18 protein-coding genes are annotated in these 19,628 nt (G+C 63.2%); 11 read left to right on the top strand and 7 right to left on the bottom strand.

Translation table 11 applies throughout. The annotated features are described in order from the left end of the window. Nucleotides 1-86: 86 nt before the first annotated feature. From ilvC to miaA, 4 genes are all read right to left on the bottom strand, one after another. Nucleotides 87-1,106 carry a ketol-acid reductoisomerase gene (gene ilvC / locus GRI97_RS18080; protein ID WP_161392637.1) on the bottom strand — a complete coding sequence of 340 codons (1,020 nt, stop codon included), beginning with the start codon at nucleotides 1,104-1,106 and terminating at the stop codon, nucleotides 87-89. A 202-nt stretch (nucleotides 1,107-1,308) separates the two neighbouring features. Then, the gene (gene ilvN / locus GRI97_RS18075; protein ID WP_161392636.1) at nucleotides 1,309-1,824 is read right to left on the bottom strand and encodes an acetolactate synthase small subunit; all 516 of its coding nucleotides are present in this window, start codon (nucleotides 1,822-1,824) and stop codon (nucleotides 1,309-1,311) included. 43 nt (nucleotides 1,825-1,867) lie between these two features. Next, complete coding sequence (gene ilvB, locus GRI97_RS18070) at nucleotides 1,868-3,610, bottom strand: biosynthetic-type acetolactate synthase large subunit (protein WP_161392635.1); 1,743 nt, start codon at nucleotides 3,608-3,610, stop codon at nucleotides 1,868-1,870. Nucleotides 3,611-3,729: 119 nt separating this feature from the next. Then, complete coding sequence (gene miaA / locus GRI97_RS18065) at nucleotides 3,730-4,689, bottom strand: tRNA (adenosine(37)-N6)-dimethylallyltransferase MiaA (protein WP_161392634.1); 960 nt, start codon at nucleotides 4,687-4,689, stop codon at nucleotides 3,730-3,732. On the opposite strand from miaA, the gene serB reads away from it, so the two are divergent. Continuing rightward, nucleotides 4,682-5,566, top strand: coding sequence for a phosphoserine phosphatase SerB (serB, locus tag GRI97_RS18060; RefSeq protein WP_161392633.1), 885 nt, complete (start codon nucleotides 4,682-4,684; stop codon nucleotides 5,564-5,566). The two genes, miaA and serB, sit on opposite strands and share 8 nt — an antisense overlap. 2 nt (nucleotides 5,567-5,568) lie before the next feature. On the opposite strand, the gene GRI97_RS18055 is transcribed toward serB, so the two are convergent. Together GRI97_RS18055 and purL are read right to left on the bottom strand one after the other, a co-directional pair. Continuing rightward, nucleotides 5,569-6,831, bottom strand: a complete 1,263-nt coding sequence (locus tag GRI97_RS18055) for a DUF418 domain-containing protein (RefSeq protein WP_161392632.1) — start codon at nucleotides 6,829-6,831, stop codon at nucleotides 5,569-5,571. 84 nt (nucleotides 6,832-6,915) lie between these two features. Continuing rightward, nucleotides 6,916-9,096, bottom strand: a complete 2,181-nt coding sequence (gene purL, locus GRI97_RS18050; protein ID WP_161392631.1) for a phosphoribosylformylglycinamidine synthase subunit PurL — start codon at nucleotides 9,094-9,096, stop codon at nucleotides 6,916-6,918. A gap of 84 nt (nucleotides 9,097-9,180) precedes the next feature. On the opposite strand from purL, the gene GRI97_RS18045 reads away from it, so the two are divergent. The 10 genes from GRI97_RS18045 (at nucleotide 9,181) to GRI97_RS18000 (ending at nucleotide 18,832) form a co-directional block, all read left to right on the top strand. Then, the gene (locus tag GRI97_RS18045; protein WP_161392630.1) at nucleotides 9,181-9,429 is read left to right on the top strand and encodes an exodeoxyribonuclease VII small subunit; all 249 of its coding nucleotides are present in this window, start codon (nucleotides 9,181-9,183) and stop codon (nucleotides 9,427-9,429) included. Between the two features lies 1 nt (nucleotide 9,430). Further along, nucleotides 9,431-10,336: a polyprenyl synthetase family protein gene (locus tag GRI97_RS18040; RefSeq protein WP_161392629.1), complete on the top strand. Its 906-nt coding sequence runs from the start codon at nucleotides 9,431-9,433 to the stop codon at nucleotides 10,334-10,336. A gap of 46 nt (nucleotides 10,337-10,382) precedes the next feature. Beyond that, complete coding sequence (coaD, locus tag GRI97_RS18035; protein WP_161392628.1) at nucleotides 10,383-10,895, top strand: pantetheine-phosphate adenylyltransferase; 513 nt, start codon at nucleotides 10,383-10,385, stop codon at nucleotides 10,893-10,895. 67 nt (nucleotides 10,896-10,962) lie between these two features. After that, complete coding sequence (locus GRI97_RS18030) at nucleotides 10,963-11,748, top strand: peptidylprolyl isomerase (protein ID WP_202392851.1); 786 nt, start codon at nucleotides 10,963-10,965, stop codon at nucleotides 11,746-11,748. 74 nt (nucleotides 11,749-11,822) lie between these two features. Continuing rightward, the gene (gene queA, locus GRI97_RS18025) at nucleotides 11,823-12,857 is read left to right on the top strand and encodes a tRNA preQ1(34) S-adenosylmethionine ribosyltransferase-isomerase QueA (RefSeq protein WP_161392626.1); all 1,035 of its coding nucleotides are present in this window, start codon (nucleotides 11,823-11,825) and stop codon (nucleotides 12,855-12,857) included. A gap of 84 nt (nucleotides 12,858-12,941) precedes the next feature. Beyond that, nucleotides 12,942-13,889 (top strand): ABC transporter ATP-binding protein, encoded by a 948-nt coding sequence (locus tag GRI97_RS18020; RefSeq protein ID WP_161392625.1) that lies wholly within the window; start codon nucleotides 12,942-12,944, stop codon nucleotides 13,887-13,889. Continuing rightward, nucleotides 13,886-14,647, top strand: a complete 762-nt coding sequence (locus tag GRI97_RS18015) for an ABC transporter permease (protein ID WP_161392624.1) — start codon at nucleotides 13,886-13,888, stop codon at nucleotides 14,645-14,647. Before GRI97_RS18020 ends, GRI97_RS18015 begins: the two co-directional genes overlap by 4 nt. An 18-nt stretch (nucleotides 14,648-14,665) precedes the next feature. Further along, a complete protein-coding gene (locus tag GRI97_RS18010) occupies nucleotides 14,666-15,628 on the top strand; it encodes a DUF481 domain-containing protein (protein ID WP_161392623.1) in 963 nt (320 codons plus the stop codon). Next, nucleotides 15,628-16,776 (top strand): tRNA guanosine(34) transglycosylase Tgt, encoded by a 1,149-nt coding sequence (gene tgt / locus GRI97_RS18005; protein WP_161392653.1) that lies wholly within the window; start codon nucleotides 15,628-15,630, stop codon nucleotides 16,774-16,776. The genes GRI97_RS18010 and tgt overlap by 1 nt, the downstream gene beginning before the upstream one ends. Nucleotides 16,777-16,843: 67 nt before the next feature. Further along, complete coding sequence (locus GRI97_RS18000; protein ID WP_161392622.1) at nucleotides 16,844-18,832, top strand: alpha/beta hydrolase family protein; 1,989 nt, start codon at nucleotides 16,844-16,846, stop codon at nucleotides 18,830-18,832. Nucleotides 18,833-18,895: 63 nt separating this feature from the next. Here GRI97_RS18000 and rpsD read toward each other — a convergent pair whose 3' ends face one another. Next, entirely contained in the window at nucleotides 18,896-19,510 is a 615-nt protein-coding gene (gene rpsD, locus GRI97_RS17995; RefSeq protein ID WP_161392621.1) for a 30S ribosomal protein S4, read from the bottom strand. Between the last annotated feature and the right edge of the window lie 118 nt (nucleotides 19,511-19,628).

Here is a 19,628-nt window from a genome sequence, read left to right as displayed (position 1 = left end):
GACCGGGCGAGCGCGCATTTCCGGGGCTCAGCCCGGTGATAGAGGTTACGGTTCCTCCCTTGCAGGTGGGAACCGCAACCCGGCTATCAGTTCTTTTCCTGATCGACCAGCTTGTTGGCGCTGATCCACGGCATCATCGCGCGCAGGCGGGCGCCGGTCTGTTCGATCGGGTGCGCTTCGGCAGCCTTGCGGGCGGCCTTCAGCTCCGGCTGGCCGGCGCGGTTGTCGAGCACGAAGTTCTTCACGAAACGGCCCGACTGAATGTCGGCCAGAACGCGCTTCATTTCCGCCTTGGTTTCATCGGTGATGATGCGCGGGCCGGTGGTGATGTCACCATATTCGGCGGTGTTGCTGATCGAATAGCGCATGTTGGCGATGCCGCCTTCATACAGCAGATCGACGATCAGCTTGGTTTCGTGGAGGCATTCGAAGTAAGCCATTTCAGGGGCATAACCAGCTTCCACCAGCGTTTCGAAGCCAGCCTGGATCAGGTGGGTGACGCCGCCGCACAGCACGGCCTGTTCACCGAACAGGTCGGTTTCGCACTCTTCCTTGAAGTTGGTTTCGATGATGCCCGAGCGGCCGCCGCCGACGCCGCTGGCGTATGCGAGGGCGACGTCATGGGCGTTGCCGCTGGCATCCTGATGCACGGCGATCAGGCAGGGAACGCCGCCGCCCTTGGCGTATTCGCCGCGTACGGTGTGGCCCGGGCCCTTGGGCGCGATCATGATCACGTCGATGTCGGCGGGGGCTTCGATCAGGCCGAAGTGGATGTTCAGGCCATGGGCGAAAGCCAGCGCAGAGCCGGGCTTCATATTGCCCTTGAGGTCGTTTTCCCAGATCGCGGCCTGGTGTTCATCGGGTGCCAGGATCATCAGAAGGTCGGCCCAAGCGGCCGCTTCCGAATTGCTCAACACCTTGAACCCGGCGGCTTCTGCCTTCTTTGCGGAGGCCGAGCCAGGGCGCAGCGCGATGGCCACTTCCTTGACGCCGCTGTCGCGCAGGTTCTGGGCGTGGGCATGGCCCTGGCTGCCATAGCCGACGATGGCGATCTTCTTTTCGGTGACCAGGTTCAGGTCGCAATCGGCGTCGTAATAAACTTTCATGTCCGGTCCTATCGGGTCTGCAAACGGAGCCGGGGAGCCCCCGGCGTGGAATATCTGGAATGGAAAAACTGTCTGTGGCTGCCCCATGCGCCGATGATTATCGGCTATGCAAGAGGCAAGCGAAGCACGCGCTGCCTGCGCCTGAACGCGCCCTGCCTGCGCATGGGCACGAAATTCAGGCGAAAACGGCGCGCGCCGGGCGTCAGGTTCCTTCGGTGCCGCGCATCATCCCCACGATGCCGGTCCGGCCGACTTCGACCAGGCCGAGTTCGCGCATCAGGGCGACGAAGGTGTTGATCTTGTCCGGCGCGCCGGTCAGTTCGAACACGAAGCTGGAGGTCGTGGTGTCGACCACCTTGGCGCGGAACAGATCGGCGATCCGCAATGCCTCCACCCGGTTCTCCCCCTTGCCGGCGACCTTGATCAGCGCCAGTTCGCGTTCGACATAAGGGCCGGCCTCGGTCAGGTCGGTAACCTTGTGCACCGGCACCAGCCGTTCGAGCTGGGCGGTGATCTGGTCGATGACCGGCGGCGGGCCGCTGGTGACCACGGTGATGCGGCTGACGGCGTGATCTTCCGAGATATCGGCCACGGTCAGACTGTCGATATTGTAACCACGCGCGGTGAACAGGCCGGCGATCTTCGCCAGGATGCCTGCTTCATTGTCGACCATGATGGTCAGCACGTGGCGTTCGGTGTCGCGATGCTGGATCTTCATCACGCCCTCCTGCCAAGAATTGCGGTTGTTGTGGAATGCGCCATCAGACCAGTGCCTTCGCTTCGTCTTCCATGGTGCCGGCGACCTGATCGCCATAGAGCAGCATTTCGGTATGCGCGGCTCCGCTGGGGATCATCGGGAAGCAATTGGCATCCTTCGACACGCGGCAATCGACCATCACGGGCCCGTCATGTTCGATCATCGCGCGGATGCCGTCATCCAGCTGATCCATGCTTTCGATCCGGATACCCTTCCAGCCGTAAGCCTCTGCCAGGTTCACGAAATCGGGCAGGCTGTCCGAATAGGAATTCGAATAGCGGCTTTCATAGGTCAGTTCCTGCCACTGGCGGACCATGCCCATATATTCATTGTTGAGGATGAACACCTTGACCGGCAGGCGGAACTGGGTGGCGGTGCCCATTTCCTGGATGTTCATCTGGATCGAGGCTTCACCGGCAATGTCGATCACCAGCGTGTCCGGATTGCCGAGCTGCGCGCCGATGGCGGCGGGCAGGCCATAACCCATGGTGCCCAGGCCACCGCTGGTCAGCCATTTGTTGGGACCGTGGAAGCCGAAATACTGCGCGGCCCACATCTGATGCTGGCCGACCTCGGTCGTGATGACCGGATCGTGATCGCGGGTGAGTTCGAACAGGCGCTGGATGGCATGCTGCGGCATGATCACATCCTGCGACTGCGGGAAGGCAAGGCTGTCCCGCGCACGCCAGCCGGCAATGCGGGCGCGCCATTCGGTCAGATCCTGCGGCTTGCGATCACCCCAGGCTTCGATCAGCTGTTCGAGCACGACGGCGCAATCGCCGACGATGCCCAGATCCACCGGCACGATCTTGTTGATGCTGGCGCGATCGATATCGATGTGGATCTTGGTCGAACCCGGGGAGAAGGCATCCAGCCGGCCCGTGACGCGATCGTCGAAACGGGCGCCGATGTTCACCATCACATCCGCCTGGTTCATCGCCAGATTGGCTTCATAGGTGCCATGCATGCCCGGCATGCCGAGCCAATCGGGATGATCGGCCGGGAAGGCGCCCAGACCCATCAGGGTCGAGGTGACGGGCGCGCCGGTCAGCGCCTGCAGGCGGCGCAGCAGTTCGGTGGCGCGCGGGCCGGAATTGATGATTCCGCCGCCGGTATAGAAGAGCGGCCGTTCGGCGGCAGCCAGCAAGGCGATGGCGCGATCGATTTCGTCACTGGAAGCCGTGGTGCGCGGATTGTAGCGCTTGGGGCGCTGGACCGGCGTGTCGAGCATCGTGGCCGTGGCGACCTGAACATTCTTGGGAATGTCGATCACGACCGGGCCGGGGCGGCCGGTGGTGGCGATTTCGAAGGCTTCTTCGATCGTCACCGCCAACTGATCGGGATCGCGGACCAGATAGTTGTGCTTCGTGCAATGCCGGGTCAGGCCGACGGTGTCCGCTTCCTGGAAGGCATCGGTGCCGATCAGATTTGTGCCCACCTGGCCGGTGATGACGACCAGCGGGATCGAATCCATATAGGCGTCGGCAATGCCGGTGATGGCATTGGTCGCCCCGGGGCCGGAGGTGACGAGCACCACGCCGGGCTTGCCGGTGGAACGGGCATAACCTTCCGCAGCATGGGCAGCGCCTGCTTCATGACGGACAAGGATATGGCGGACGCGATTGTCGGAAAACAATTCGTCGTAGATCGGCAGAACGGCGCCGCCCGGATAGCCGAAAACATATTCGACACCCTGACGGACCAGGCTTTCAACCAGTATCGCAGCACCGCTGCGTTCATTGGACACGGCTCACCTCTTTCTGAAAAAAGCGGACCCGGCACGATTGTGTCGCGCCGGGCCGCTCCTCTCCAACTCGCTGAGGAAGGACTTCCTCTTGGAACCCGCCTGCTAGGCGACATGAAATGTCATGTCAACCCAAGATTGCGAAATAATATTTCAATAATCGCCTCTGGATTGTCATTATAAAGCGCGTCCCTGGGCCATTCGGGCGGGGGCTGGCGCCGGAACCAGGTATATTGGCGCTTGGCATAATTGCGCGTGGCCTGTTGCCCGGCCTCGATCGCCTGTTCCCGGGTCAGCTCTCCGCCCAGCCAGCCGGCAATTTCCGGCACCCCGATCGCGCGCATGACCGGCAGATCCGGCGACAGCTGTCGTGCCAGCAATCGTTCGACCTCCGCCACGGCGCCGCGTTCGATCATGTGCGAAAAACGCAGGTCGCAACGCGCATAAAGCCAGTCACGATCAGGCAGCAGGATCGCCGGGGCGAGATGGATCGAATCGCCGATTCCGCCTTCCTTGCGCGCCTGCCAATGCGCCAGCGGGTGTCCGGTGGATCGGACCACCTCCAGCGCGCGGGCGATCCGGGTGCTGTCCGCCGGATTGAGCAGCGCGGCCCGATCCGGATCGGCCGACTGCAGCGCAAGATAGGCATCCGCGAGCGGCATGGCGCGAACGTCATCGCGGACCTGCGGATCGATCGCCGGGACGGGGGCGATCCCGTCCAGCAGGGTGCGCATATAGAGCCCCGTTCCCCCGACCAGGATGGGAATGATGCCGGCGGCATGGGCGCGGGCGATTTCCGTGGCGGCGGCGGCGGCCCAGTCGGCCGCCGAACAGGCCGTCGCCCCATCCCAGGTCCCGAACAGGCGGTGTTCGACCTGGCCCATTTCGGCCGGATCGGGCCGGGCGCTCAGCACCTGGAGATCGGCATAAACCTGCGCGCTGTCCGCATTGATGATCGCGGCATCGCGCCCATGGCGGCGAATCGCATGGGCCAGGGTAATGGCGAGATCGCTCTTGCCGCTGGCGGTTGGCCCTGCGATGAGCGCCACCGCATTTTGATCAGGAGATTGCCCGTTGCTCATCGCACGGCTGATAGCAGACCCCGCCACTCTGGAAACGCGTCTCGACGCCGCAGCCGATGCGCTGAAGGCCGCCGGCCTGCCGCTGGCAGGGGCGCAGATGCTCGATTCATGTTCCGATGTCCTGCAATTGATGCTGCCGGGCGATGATGCTGTGGTGCTGCGCCAGGTGATCGACGCGCATTTCGCGCCGAGCGACGCGATCATTTCGTCCGCGCCGTTCAGCATTCCCGACCTGTTCGTATCCGACATGGATTCCACCATGATCGGGCAGGAATGCATCGATGAGCTGGGCGATTTTGCCGGGCTGAAGGATCGCATCGCTGACATTACCGAACGGGCCATGCAGGGCGAGCTGGATTTCGAGACTGCCCTGCGGGAACGGGTCGGCCTGCTGGCCGATCTGCCGGAAACCGCCATTGGCCAGTGCCTGGCAGAGCGCATTCAGCCGATGGCCGGTGCGCGCGTGCTGGTCGCGACTTTGCGTCACCGGGGCTGCCGCACCGTGCTGGTTACCGGTGGGTTCCACCATTTTGCCGATCCCGTGGCAGAGATGCTGGGCTTCGAGCGGGTGGTGGGCAATCGCCTGGGCGTTTCGCAAGGCAGGCTGACCGGGCAGCTGATCGGCGCGATCACCGATTCATCGGTCAAGGAACGGATTCTGCGCGAAGAGCTGGCGCTGCTGGGTGACAATGCCGTCAGCCTGGCCAGCGGCGATGGCGCCAATGACATCCCGATGCTGCAGGCGGCCGATTACGGCATTGCCTATCACGCCAAGCCCAAGGCGCGCGACGCTGCCAATGGCTGGGTGGACAGAGGCGACCTGACCGCCGTGTTGCGGCTGCTGGGCATTCCCGAAAGCGAATGGGTCGCCGGCTGAAGTCAGCCTGGCTTTGCTGAAGGTGCCGGTGGGCGGCGATTGGCTTCCCACCGTCCCTGGGCCAGACTGCGCCAGACCCATTCGAGCGGACCATAGCGGAAACGGGCCAGCCAGGGCTGCGACCACGCCAGCATGAGCGCGCAAACGGGGAAGGCGATCAGCCAGGTCTGCCCGCGCGACAACTGCCCATAAAGTCCGCCGGCAAAGCCCGAAAACAGCAATGTGCCGATGAGCGTGGCGCCGAGATAGTTGGTGAAGGCCATCCGGCCCACCGCGGCGATCCGGAGGCCGGTGGCGCTGGCTTCGTGGCCATGAAAAAGCCACAGGATCAAACCGATATAGCCCATTGCGCAGATGGGTTGTAACATCGGCAGCCAGACATAATCCCACCAATAGAACGCCATTCGATCATAGCCGGAGGCATGGATCGTAAATGTGCCGAACGCGAAGATCGCGAGCGAGGGCAAGGTGACGACCAATCCAAGCACGGCGTAATGGTGGCGGGGCCAGCTGCCGGTAAGCAGGCCGGAGCGAAAGGCTGCCATCCCCAGCAGCATCAGCCCGAGCGTTTCGAAACCATAGTCGGTGACCGACTTGAACGGCTGCCAGCGGTTTTCCGGCAGGGTCATTTCCCGCGCATGGGTCAGCGGGTTTTCATGCGCTGCCTTGTCCGCGGCAATACTGGCCGCCGATTCGCTGGCGCGGGCGATCATGGCGTCATAGGTGGCGCGATCCGCCGGGGTGGCATCGGGCGCGCGCATGGCTTCATAGCGGGGCAATTGCTGGGCATGGCCGGCCATCAGGGGGCCATGCTGCACCAGCAGGGCCAGCACTGCGCCCATCAGCATGGCGGGAACCGGCAGGCGGCGCAGAAAGAACGCAGCCATCCCGATCAGCGCATAATTGGCGAGAATATCCCCCCACCACAGCCAGTAATAATGGACCAGCCCGAACAGCAGCAGCACCGCCATGCGGGGAAAATGGGCGCGCCAGGCCGGTTGGTCGCGTGCCTCCGCCCGATCGGTGATCAGGAGCAGCGAGGCCCCGAACAGGATCGAGAACAGCGCGCGGAAGCGCGCGTCCACCAGCACATAGTTCACCGCCCAGGCGATGTGATCGAGCGCCGAGAAAAAGCCATAGGTGGGCGGGTGGAAATAGGCCGCATCGATCATCGCCATGCCGATGACATTGGCGAAGAAGATGCCCATCACCGCGATCCCGCGAATGATGTCGAGCGAAAGGATGCGGGGCAAAGGCTGCGTCATGCGCAGTCAGGCGGTGCCGCCGTCATGATCCACCCGGGCAGGGGGAACGATGACGGCGGGACCACAATGGACCTGACGGTCAGATCAGCTTTCCATCCAGTTGCGGAAGAAGCTGTCATTGGCTTCGCGCAGATCGGCAAGGGCGATGGTCGCGCCGTTGGCGACGATGGCCGCGCCGCCGGTCTTGCCGATAACGCGCGCGGCGATGCCGCGCTGTGCCAGCACAGAGGCATCGGGCAGGGTCACGACATAGAGCCCCTGTGCCTCTGCATAGGCCTGAGCCGTGGTGAGTGGCAGCAGATCGGCACCGATGCCGCCAGCCAGCGCCATTTCGGTAACAGCCACCAGCAGGCCGCCATCGCTGACGTCATGCACGGCAGTCACATCGCCGGCAGCGATCAGATCGCGCACCAGTTCACCCAGGCGGCGTTCTTCGGCCAGATCGACCGGCGGGGGATTGCCGTCTTCGCGACCCTGGATCGTGCGCAGCCACAGCGACTGGCCCAGATCATCATGTTCGCGGCCGATCACCGCGATGTCCTGGCCTTCGCCCTTGAAAGCGATGGTGGCCATGAGCGAGGAATCTTCCAGGATGCCGACGCCGCCGATGGCCGGGGTCGGCAGGATGGCGCTGCCGCCGCCGGTGGCCTTGCTTTCGTTGTAGAGGCTGACGTTGCCGCTGACGATCGGATAGTCGAGCGCGCGGCAGGCATCGGCCATGCCGTTCAGGCAGCCGACGATCTGCGCCATGATTTCCGGACGCTGCGGATTGGCGAAATTCAGGCAATTGGTGATCGCCAGCGGGCGACCGCCGACGGCCGAGATATTGCGATAGGTTTCGGCCACCGCCTGCTTGCCGCCTTCATAGGGATCGGCATAGCAATAGCGCGGAGTGCAGTCGGTGCTCATCGCCAGCGCCTTGCTGGTGCCATGCACGCGCACGACCGCAGCGTCACCGCCGGACAGTTGCAGTGTGTCGGCGCCGACCTGACTGTCATACTGCTGCCAGATCCAGCGGCGGCTGGCGAGATCGGCACTGCCCATCAGGGTCAGCAGATCGGCGCCGATGTCGGCGCTTTCCGCCACATCGCCGAGCGGGGCGACATTGGCCCAGGCCTTGTATTCTTCCGGCGAAACATAGGGACGATCATACAGCGGGGCATCCGCGGCGAGCGGGCCGAGCGGGATATCGCAGACCACTTCGCCGTTGAATTCCAGCACCATGTGCTGGGTATCGGTGACTTCGCCGATAACTGCGAAATCCAGTTCCCACTTGCGGAAGATTGCCTCTGCCATGGGCTCCTTGCCCGGCTTGAGCACCATCAGCATGCGTTCCTGGCTTTCGCTCAGCATCATTTCATAAGGTGTCATGCCGGTTTCGCGGCAGGGCACATTGTTCATGTTCAGGCGGATGCCGGCCTTGCCATTGGTGGCCATTTCCACGCTGGAGGACGTCAGCCCGGCGGCGCCCATATCCTGGATGGCAACGATGGCGTCGGTGGCCATCAGTTCCAGGCATGCTTCGATCAGGAGCTTTTCGGTGAAGGGATCGCCAACCTGCACGGTCGGGCGCTTGGCATCGCTGTCTTCGCCGAAATCGGCGCTGGCCATGGTCGCGCCATGAATGCCGTCGCGGCCGGTCTTCGACCCGACATAGACGATCGGATTGCCGAGGCCCGTGGCCGCCGAATAGAAGATCTTGTCGGTATCGGCGACACCCACGGTCATGGCGTTGACCAGGATATTGCCGTCATAGGCCGGGTGGAAATTGGTTTCGCCGCCCACCGTGGGAACGCCGACGCAATTGCCATAGCCGCCGATGCCGGCGACGACGCCCTGCACCAGATGCTTCATCTTGGGGTGATCGGGGCGGCCGAAACGCAGGGCGTTGAGATTCGCGACCGGGCGGGCGCCCATGGTGAACACATCGCGCAGAATGCCGCCGACTCCGGTGGCTGCGCCCTGATAGGGTTCGATATAGCTGGGGTGGTTGTGGCTCTCCATCTTGAAGATGGCGGCCTGGCCATCGCCGATATCGATCACGCCGGCATTCTCACCGGGGCCGCAGATCACCCAGGGGGCTTCGGTCGGCAGCTTCTTCAAATGGATACGACTGGATTTGTACGAACAGTGTTCGCTCCACATGACCGAGAAGATACCCAGTTCAACCAGGTTCGGTTCGCGGCCCAGTGCGTTCAGCACACGGTCGTATTCTTCGGGGCTGAGGCCGTGGGCCTCGACGATTGAGGGCGTGATCTCGGACATGGCAGGCCCTTAGCTTCGGCGCGCGGGGACCGCCAGCCCCTGCCGTGCTTGACCGGCTTCGTTATGCCCGTCATTGCATAAACCATGCAGGATCAGCCCACTGAAATCGCCGGAATGACGTTCGAAGAAGCGCTGCGTGCGCTGGAGGATGTCGTTCGCCGGCTGGAAGGCGGCGACGTGCCGCTGGACGAATCGATCGACCTTTACGAACGCGGGGAAGATTTGCGCAAACATTGCCAGGCGCGGCTGGATGCGGCGCAGGCACGGATCGAAAAGATCGTTGCCGGGCCGGATGGCAAACCGGCCGGCGCCGCACCTTTTGACGGGGCATAGCATGACCGCAGAACTGGCCGATGATCTGCTGAGCGAGGGATTGCAGCGGGTTCAGCGCGAAATCGACGATGCGTTCGATGCGATTCTGGACGTTCCCGACGATCCGCGCGCCCGGCTGGTAGAAGCGATGCGTTATGCCACGATCGGCGGCGGCAAGCGGGTGCGGCCGCTGCTGCTGGTCGCGGTTGCCGAAATGTATGGCGTGGCACGGCCTTCGGCGATTCGCGCCGGTTGTGCGATCGAGGCGCTGCATGCCTATTCGCTGGTGCATGACGATCTGCCCTGCATGGATGATGATGAGCGGCGCCACGGCAAGCCGACCCTGCATCTGGCGTTCGATGATGCCACTGCGGTTCTGGCCGGGGACAGCCTGCATGCGCTGGCATTCGAACTGTTGAGCGACACCCAGACCAGCGCCGATCCGTTTGTGCGGGCGGAACTGGTGCGTTGCTTGGCCGTGGCCAGCGGATCCAATGGCATGGCCGGGGGGCAGATGATGGATATCATCGCCGAGACGTCCCAGTTCGATCTGCACATGATTACCCGGCTGCAGCAGCTCAAGACCGGCGCGCTGCTGGGCGCAGCTGTCGAAATGGGCGCGATTCTGGGCCATGTGGCACAGGAAGGGCGGACCCATTTGCGCGCCTATGCCCGGGACATCGGCCTGGCATTCCAGATTGCCGACGATCTGCTGGATCATGAAGGCGACGAACAGAAGGCCGGCAAGGCGCTGCGCAAGGATGAAGGGCAGGGCAAGGCCACCTTCGTTTCGCTGATGGGTGCCGAAAAGGCCCGCGAGCAGGCATTTGCGCTGAGCGATCAGGCGATCGCCCGGCTGGCGCAGCATGGCAAGGAAGCCGATCTGCTGCGCGCGCTGGCCCGTTTCGTGGTCGAGCGGGACCGGTAAGTCTGGCTGCGATCGCGCGTGATCGAAGCCCGGGTGTGGGGGTAATATGACGGAACGTGTTGGCCTTTATCCCGGGACTTTCGACCCCATAACGCTGGGGCATTCCGACATCATCCGGCGCGGCGCCAAGCTGGTGGACCGGCTGATCATCGGCGTGACGACCAATCCGTCCAAGGATCCGATGTTCACGCCGGAAGAGCGGATCGAGATGGTGCGGGCCGAGGTGGGGCGCATGGGCATCGCCAATGTGGAGGTGCAGGGTTTCAACGCGCTGCTGATGAAATTCGCCCGGGCACGCGGGGCCAGTGTCGTGATCCGGGGCCTGCGCGCCGTGGCCGATTTCGAATATGAATATCAGATGGCGGGCATGAACCAGAAGATCGATGCCGAGATCGAGACGGTGTTCCTGATGGCCGATGTCTCTCTGCAGCCGATCGCATCCAAGCTGGTTAAGGAAATCGCGCTGTTCGGTGGCGATATATCCGCCTTCGTCAGTGCCGAGGTGCGCGACGAGGTGGTTGCCCGGGTCGAGACGATCGGCCGCCGGGGAGAATTGTAACCGTTCATTGAACTGTCAGCGCATCACCGGTAGGTGCGCGCTTCGATTTACCGCTTTGCGAGACATGATGATCACACGCCTCTTCGCTTCCGCGCTGGCCCTCTCGCTGGTTGTCCCCCCGATCCATGCGATCGCGCAGGACCAGGCCGAGGATGAGCGGCCCGCCGCCGATCAGCCAACCGCGGCCGAAGGTGCGGCGCCGAACCCGGCGGCACCCCGGCAATATCCGCTGACCGTGAACATGGATCAGACGCAGGATCGGGAGAATATCCTGTTCCTGGATCTTTCCAACGGCAAGCGGGTCGCCATTCGGCTGATGCCGGAATGGGCGCCGGCGCATATCGAGCGAATCAAGACGCTGACCCGGCAGGGGTTTTATGACGGCATCATCTTCCACCGCGTGATCGACGGGTTCATGGCGCAGACGGGCGACCCGACGGGCACCGGCCGGAGCGGTTCCGACCTCCCCGATCTGACCGCCGAATTCAACCCGCTGCCGCATGTGCGCGGGACGGTGTCGATGGCGCGTGCCGCCGATGAGAACAGCGCGAACAGCCAGTTCTTCATCGTGTTCTACCCACGTTTTTCGCTCGACCGGCGCTATACCAATTTCGGCCGCGTGATTGCGGGCATGGATGCGGTGGACGAAATTCACCGGGGTGAGCCGCCCAGCGACCCGAGCTATATCGTCCAGGCATCGATCGCGGCCGACAACAAGCCGCAGAAGATGCCGAGCGCGGCGCCGGCGCCGGCCCACGCCTCGGAAGCGCAGGATCTGTTCCTGCCGAGCAATGTGAGCCCAGCACCTTCGAGACCGGCTCCGGCCAGCCCGGCAGCCCGGACCACCAACTGAGGTTTCGTCGCGGGGCGGGGCATTGCCCGCCCTGTTGGATTGACGGGCGGCCGCGTTTGCGGTGAAGCGGCGCCATGCGTGTCGACCTGTTTGATTTCGAGCTTCCCCCTGAACGGATCGCGCTGCGCCCGGCCCGCCCGCGCGACAGTGCGCGGATGCTGCTGGTGCCGGCGGCAGGGGATTTCAGCGATCTGATCGTCAGTGATCTGCCCGGGCTGCTGCGCCCGCAGGATGTGCTGGTGTTCAACGATACCCGCGTTATTCCGGCCCAGTTGGAAGGCACCAGGGGTGAGGCGCGGATCGGCGCGACCCTGCACAAGCGGATCGATCTGCGCCGCTGGCAGGCCTTTGTGCGCAATGGCAAGCGGTTGCGCGAAGGGGACCGGATCGGATTTCCCGCCGATGTCGCGGCGATTGCCGAACAGCGGCTGCCCGATGGCAGCTGGATCCTGGCATTCGAAGGCGATGAACCGGTCGAGGTGCTGCTGGAACGGGCAGGGCGCATGCCCCTGCCGCCCTATATCGCTGGCAAGCGGGCCACAGACGAGGCCGATCGCAGCGATTACCAGACCATGTTTGCGCGCGAGGATGGCGCAGTGGCCGCACCGACCGCAGCGCTGCATTTCACCCCTGAACTGATCGCCGCGCTGGATGCGGCGGACGTGCAGCGCGAAACGCTGACCCTGCATGTCGGGGCAGGGACTTTCCTGCCGGTGAAGGCAGACGACACCACCGAACATGCCATGCATGCCGAATGGGGGCGGATCGAGGCGGAGACGGCCGAGCGGCTTAACGCGGCCCGCGCCGCCGGGGGGCGGGTAATCGCAGTGGGCACCACATCGCTGCGGCTGCTGGAAAGCGCCACGGGTGAAGACGGGGTGATCCGGCCGTTTGCCGGGGACACGTCGATATTTATTACGCCCGGTTATCGCTTCCGGGCGGTTGACGGACTGATGACCAATTTCCATCTGCCGAAGTCGACGCTCTTCATGCTGGTTTCCGCGCTGATGGGGCTCGATCGCATGCAGGCGGCCTATGCCCATGCGATCGGGAACGACTATCGGTTCTATTCCTATGGCGATTCCTCGCTGCTGTTGCCGCTGGCGTGAAGACACAAGGGGCCGTAATTTGCGGGACGCTGCCATGGGGCAGCGGCCGGCGGGTTGCGGTCGATGGTTTTCCTGGGGCTGCGCATGTCTGAAATCATTCTCGACATTCAGAATCTTTCCAAGACGTACAAACATGGTCCGACCGCGCTGGGCGGGGTCGATCTGCAGATCAGGCGCGGGGAGATCTTCGCGCTGCTGGGGCCGAACGGCGCGGGCAAGACCACACTGATCGGTGCGGTCTGCGGACTGGTGCGGCCGAGCGGCGGCAGCATCCATGCCTTTGGCGAGGATATGGGCCGGCACTGGCGGCGGCTGCGCGCGCGGATCGGGCTGGTGCCGCAGGAATTGAGTTTCGACATGTTCGATACGGTCGCGCGTTCGGTGCGGTTTTCGCGCGGCATGTTCGGCTATCCGCCCGATGAAGCGCGGATCGAGGAAGTGCTGCGCAGCCTGAGCCTCTGGGACAAGCGCGAGGCCAAGATCCGCGAGCTTTCCGGCGGGATGAAGCGCCGGGTGATGATCGCCAAGGCGCTGAGCCATGAACCCGAACTGCTGTTCCTGGATGAACCGACCGCCGGCGTGGATGTGGAATTGCGGCGCGACATGTGGCGCCAGATCGGCGAACTGCGCGCGCGCGGAACCACGATCATCCTGACCACCCATTATATCGAGGAGGCCGAGGAAATGGCCGACCGGGTGGGGGTGATCAACAAGGGCAAGATCCTGCTGGTGGATGACAAGACATCGATCATGGCCCAGCTCGGCCGCACCGAGGCGCGCTTCACGCTGGAAACGCCGCTGAGCGAGCTCCCGCCTTCACTGTCCGCCTTCCCGCTCTCGCTGGAGGATGATGGCCGCACCATCACCTATCGCGGCGGTGACGGCACGGGGAAGGGCAAGCGCGAGGTGGCCGATCTGGCCAAGGCGCTGGTCATCAACCAGATTGCCTTCACTGCCATCCAGACGGCTGAATCCAGCCTGGAAGATATCTTCGTCAATCTTGTCGAACATCCGCAGGAGCACGCGGCATGAATTTGCGCGGGGCCTATGCCATTTTCAAGAATGAGGTGATGCGGGCTTTCCGGACGGTGTTCGGATCCATTCTGTCACCGGTTCTCACCACATCGCTCTATTTCATTGTTTTCGGGGCCGCGATTGGAGGGCGGATCAATGAGATCGGCGGGGTTTCCTATGGCGCCTTCATCGTGCCCGGGCTGCTGATGCTGACGCTGCTGTCCGAAAGCACCTCCAACGCCAGCTTCGGCATTTACATGCCGCGCTTCACCGGGGCGATCTATGAACTGCTGTCCGCCCCGATCGGTTTTGTCGAAACGCTGATCGGCTTTGTCGGCGCGGCGGCGGCCAAATCGCTGATCCTGGCGACGATCATCCTGCTGACGGCGACGCTGTTCGTCGATTATTCGATCGCCCATCCGCTTTATGCCCTGGGTTATATCATGCTGGTGGCGGCGGCTTTTTCGCTGTTCGGGTTTATCCTGGGGATCTGGGCCGACGGTTTCGAGAAGCTGCAGATCGTGCCGATGCTGATGCTGACCCCGCTGACATTCCTGGGCGGGACATTCTATTCGATCGACATGCTGCCCGAACCCTGGCGGACGGTCGCGCTGGCCAATCCGATCTTCTATCTCGTCAATGGTTTGCGCTGGTGCTTTACCGGCGAGAGCGATGTTTCGATCGGGCTGTCGCTGGCGATGACGCTGGGCTTCATCGCGGTTTGCACGGCAATCATTGCCTTCGTGTTCAGGACCGGGTGGCGGCTGCGCGAATGATTCGCTAGCAGTGGCAGAATGCAGACGATCCTGACCGTTCCTCGCCTGCCCACGCTTGCAGCGGGGCTGCTGTTTCTGGCGGTGCCGGCGCAGGCGGAAATTCCGCCGCCGGTTCAGGCGATGGTCGATGCCGCGCTGGCAACGGATGATGCGGGCAAGGTGCAGACGGTGATCGATCTGGCGATCCAGACCAACCCCGGCGCAGAAGGCGAGCTGCGGCAGATACTGGCGCAGTTCAAGGCGCACAAGGCAGCGCAGGCGGCGCTGGCGGCGGTGGACAAGGAACAGAAGATCCGCGAGGCCGGGCTGATCGACCTGTGGAGCGGCAAGGGGCAGATCGGCGCGTTCCAATCATCGGGCAACAGCAATGACGCGGGCATTTCCGCTTCGCTCGACCTGACCCGCACCGGCATCGACTGGCGGCACCAGATACGTGCCCGGGCCGACTACCAGCGCAGCAACGGGCGCACGTCGCGTGAGCAATATGTGCTGGTCTATGAGCCGCAATTCAGGATCAGCCCGTCGCTGTTCACCTATGCACTGGCGCAGTATGAACACGATCGATTTCAGGGTTATACGGGCCGTTATTCGCTTTCCGGCGGAATTGGGTATGACATCCTGAAGAAATCCTCCGTCTCGCTTTCGGCCAAGCTGGGCCCGGCATTCCGGCGGACCGAGTTCACCAATGGCACCTCGGCCGATAATCTGGGTGGGCTGATCGGGCTGGATTTCGACTGGAAACTCAGCAAGGCGCTGACGCTGACGCAGGATACCAATCTGATCGCGGATTCGGGAACGCGGGCGGCGATCATCATCGATTCCGGCAACACCAGCGTGGTGGTGGTGACCGGGCTGGAAGCGAAGATCAGCGATCGGCTGACGACGCGGATTTCCTATACGCTTGAATATGACAGCAATCCGCCGGTGGGCGCGGTGTCGACCGACACGCTGTCTCGTTTTACTCTGGTTTATGGTTTTTGATCTTGGAACGTTTCCGCTTCACCATTGATGCAACCGACGGCAAGGCGCGCACCGGGCGGATCGCCATGCGCCGCGGGGAAATCCGCACGCCGGCCTTCATGCCCGTGGGCACCGCCGCCACCGTGAAGGCGATGAGCCCGAAATCGGTGCGCGCGACGGGTGCGGATATCATCCTGGGCAATACCTATCATCTGATGCTGCGCCCGGGTGCCGAGCGCATGGCCCGGCTGGGCGGGCTGCACAAATTCATGAACTGGGATAGGCCGATCCTGACCGATAGCGGCGGGTACCAGGTGATGAGCCTGTCCGAACTGCGCAAGCTGACCGAACAGGGGGTGGAATTCCGCAGCCATCTGGATGGATCGAAGCATATGCTGACGCCCGAGCGATCGATGGAGATCCAGCGTCTGCTTGGATCGGATATCGTGATGGCGTTCGACGAATGCCCGCGCGCCGACCGCCCGCGTGACGAGATTGCCGCATCGATGGAGCTTTCCATGCGCTGGGCCAAGCGCAGCCGCGATGGTTTCGATTCCGGCGGGGAGCATGCCGAGGGGGCGGCGCTGTTCGGCATTCAGCAGGGCGCGCTGGACCAGGATCTGCGGGCGATATCGGCGCAGAAGCTGACGGAGATCGGCTTTGACGGCTATGCCATCGGCGGGCTGGCCGTGGGTGAGGGTCAGGAGGCGATGTTCGCCACGCTGGATTTCGCGCCGTCGCAATTGCCGGCGGATCGGCCGCGCTACCTGATGGGCGTGGGCAAGCCGGACGATCTGGTCGGCGCGGTGGAGCGCGGGGTCGATATGTTTGATTGCGTGCTGCCTACACGGTCGGGGCGCAATGGGCAGGCGTTCACCTGGCTCGGCCCAGTCAACCTGCGCAATGCCAAACATGCAGAGGATATGGCGCCGCTGGACGATAGCTGCCCCTGTTCGGCCTGCACGCAGTTTTCCCGCGCCTATCTGCATCATTTGCAGAAATCCGGCGAAATTCTGGGTGCCATGCTGGTGACCGAGCACAATCTGACATTCTATCAGCAATTGATGCAGGGCATGCGCGACGCGATTGTCGGAGGAGTATTTGCCGATTTCGCGGCGAAGTTCCGACGGGATTATCTGCCTGCGCGGGAAAGCCCGGCTGACGGCTGAAAATCCCGCTTTTCTGTCTGGCTTTCCTCTTTAAAGCTCTTCCCTGGACAATGTGGGGAAAGAATGGATGGGCAGACGGGGTTTTTTGGTCGCGGCGATGCTGGGCGCGGCCTGGGCAATTCCGGTGCAGGCCGAAACGGGCGCTGAGGCTGCGCAGCTGTTTGGCGCGCGGCAGACGATCATCGATATCAGTCTGGCCCCATCAGGGCAGAAGGTCGCCTATATCACACCCAATGGGCCGAGCGCGGAGGCGGTCTATATCATCGATCTGGCGGGCAGCGGGGAGGTCCGCCCGCAGCCGGTGTTCACGCTGAACGATCCCGATGCGGAAGTAGCCGGGTGCAGCTGGGCGAGCGATGAGAGGCTGATCTGCCAGGTCTATGTGATCCAGAATGACGCCGGCGTGCTGCTCGGCTTCACGCGGATGTTTTCGGTGGGGCTGGACGGCAAACCGCCGCAGATGCTGTCGCAGACGCCGCGAGCCTCCGCTCTGGGCTATATGCAGGATGGTGGCTCTGTCGTGGCGCTCGATCATGCGGGGGAAGCGAACAAGATCCTGATGACGCGCCGCTGGATCGCGGAATTTTCCACCGGAACGCGGATCGCCAACACCGATACCGGGCTGGGCGTCGAGAAGGTGGATGTGGTGACCGGTCGGCGCACGACGGCCGAACCGCCCAAGGATGATGCCCGCTATTACGTTGCCGATGAAGCGGGGCGGATTCGGATGCGGATCGACCGGGGGACCGACGCCTATGGCAGCCTGAGCCCGACGAGCAATTATTACTACCGCCCGCCCGACCGGAACAGCTGGGCCCCGCTGACATCGGTAACCGACCGGAACGAGACCGATCGCGGGTTCGTGCCGGTGGCGGTGGATTCCGGGCGCAATGTCGCCTTCGGCTTCCAGGAACGCAACGGGTATGACGCGCTCTACACCATGGCGCTGGATGGCAATGGCCAGCGTGACCTGGTGTTCGCGCGCGACGATGTGGATGTGGACCAGCTGATCCGGATCGGGCGCCAGCGCCGCGTCGTGGGGGTCAGCTATGCGTCGGAAAAGCGGGCGATCGAATATCTCGATGCCGACCTCAAGCGCCTGGCGAGCGAGTTCCAGCAGGCGTTGCCGGGCAAGCCGCTGATCAACATCATCGATGCCAGCGCCGACGAGAAGACGCTGCTGATCATTGCTTCGAGCGATACCGACCCGGGCATGATCTATCTATTCAACAAGGATACGCGGCAATTGTCCGAACTGATGCCCGCGCGGCAGCAGCTCAATGGGCGGGTCATGGGGTCAATGCAGCCGGTCAGCTTCCCGGCGCGCGATGGCACCATGATCCCGGCCTATCTGACGCTGCCGGCGGGATCTGACGGCAAGGGCATGCCCGCCATTGTAATGCCGCATGGCGGGCCGAGTGCGCGCGATGAATGGGGGTTCGACTGGCTGGTGCAGTTCTTCGTGGCGCGCGGCTATGCCGTGCTGCAGCCGAATTATCGCGGATCGACCGGCTATGGCGATGCGTGGTTCGGCCGCAACGGGTTCCGCGCGTGGGAAACGGCCGTGGGCGACATCAATGATGCCGGGCGCTGGCTGATCGCCCAGGGTACGGCCAATGCCGATCGCCTGGTGATCGCGGGCTGGTCTTACGGTGGTTATGCGGCGCTGCAATCCCAGGTGGTGGATCCGGAGCTGTTCAAGGCGGTGGTGGCCATCGCGCCGGTGACCGATCTGGACCGGCTGCGCAATGAAGCACGGCCCTATGTCAATTTCGGCGCGGTTGATCGCTTCATTGGCACAGGCCCCCATGTTGAACAGGGCAGCCCGGCCCGCAATGCAGAGCGTTTTCGCGCGCCCGTGCTGCTGGTGCATGGCACGACCGACCAGAACGTCGGCGTGGAACAATCTCGCCTGATGGAGCGACGGCTGAAGGGCGCCGGTCGGGCGGTCGAATATATCGAGCTTGATCGCCAGGATCACTATATCGACGATGATCTGCCACGCATTCGCATGCTGACGGAAATCGACGCCTTCCTGACACGAACCCTGCAATAGACATCAGGCAACAAAAAAGGCGGCTCGCGAGAGCCGCCTTCATGTTGGATCCTGTGGGACCGATCAGCGCGAATAGAATTCGACGACCAGGTTCGGTTCCATCGTCACCGGATAGGGCACTTCATCCAGCGTCGGAACGCGGGTGAAGGTCACCTTGTCGGTGCCGTCGGTTGCCACATATTCCGGAATTTCACGCTCAGGCAGGCTCTGCGCTTCGATGACGAGCGCCATTTCCTTGGCCTTGTTGCCCAGGCTCACAACGTCACCCACCTTCACGCGGCGGCTGGCGATGTTGCACTTCACGCCGTTGACGCGAATGTGGCCGTGGCTGACGATCTGGCGTGCGGCGAAGATGGTCGGCGCGAACTTGGCGCGGTACACAACCATGTCCAGGCGCTGTTCCAGCAGACCGATCAGGTTCTGGCCGGTATCGCCCTTCATCGCGGCAGCTTCCTTGTAGGTGCTGCGGAACTGCTTTTCGGTCACATCGCCGTAATAGCCCTTCAGCTTCTGCTTGGCGCGGAGCTGCAGACCGAAGTCGGACATCTTGCTCTTGCGGCGCTGGCCATGCTGGCCCGGGCCATAGGAGCGGCGGTTAACCGGGGAATTCGGACGACCCCAGATGTTTTCACCCATCCGGCGGTCGAGTTTGTACTTGGCGCTCTTGCGCTTCGACATAAGTCGTCTCCAATTTGCTGACGCGACCGACATGGCCACGCTGAAACCCGGCATCGCACCGATGGACCTGAAGCCCATCGCGACCGCTGCTTCACCGGGGTGCAGGGTCAATCGGGAT

It is taken from the genome of Croceibacterium xixiisoli, assembly GCF_009827305.1.
GTDB lineage: Bacteria > Pseudomonadota > Alphaproteobacteria > Sphingomonadales > Sphingomonadaceae > Croceibacterium_C > Croceibacterium_C xixiisoli.
The sequence above is the reverse complement of the archived record's forward strand: the minus strand, read 5'-3'. Positions and strand labels throughout refer to the sequence as shown.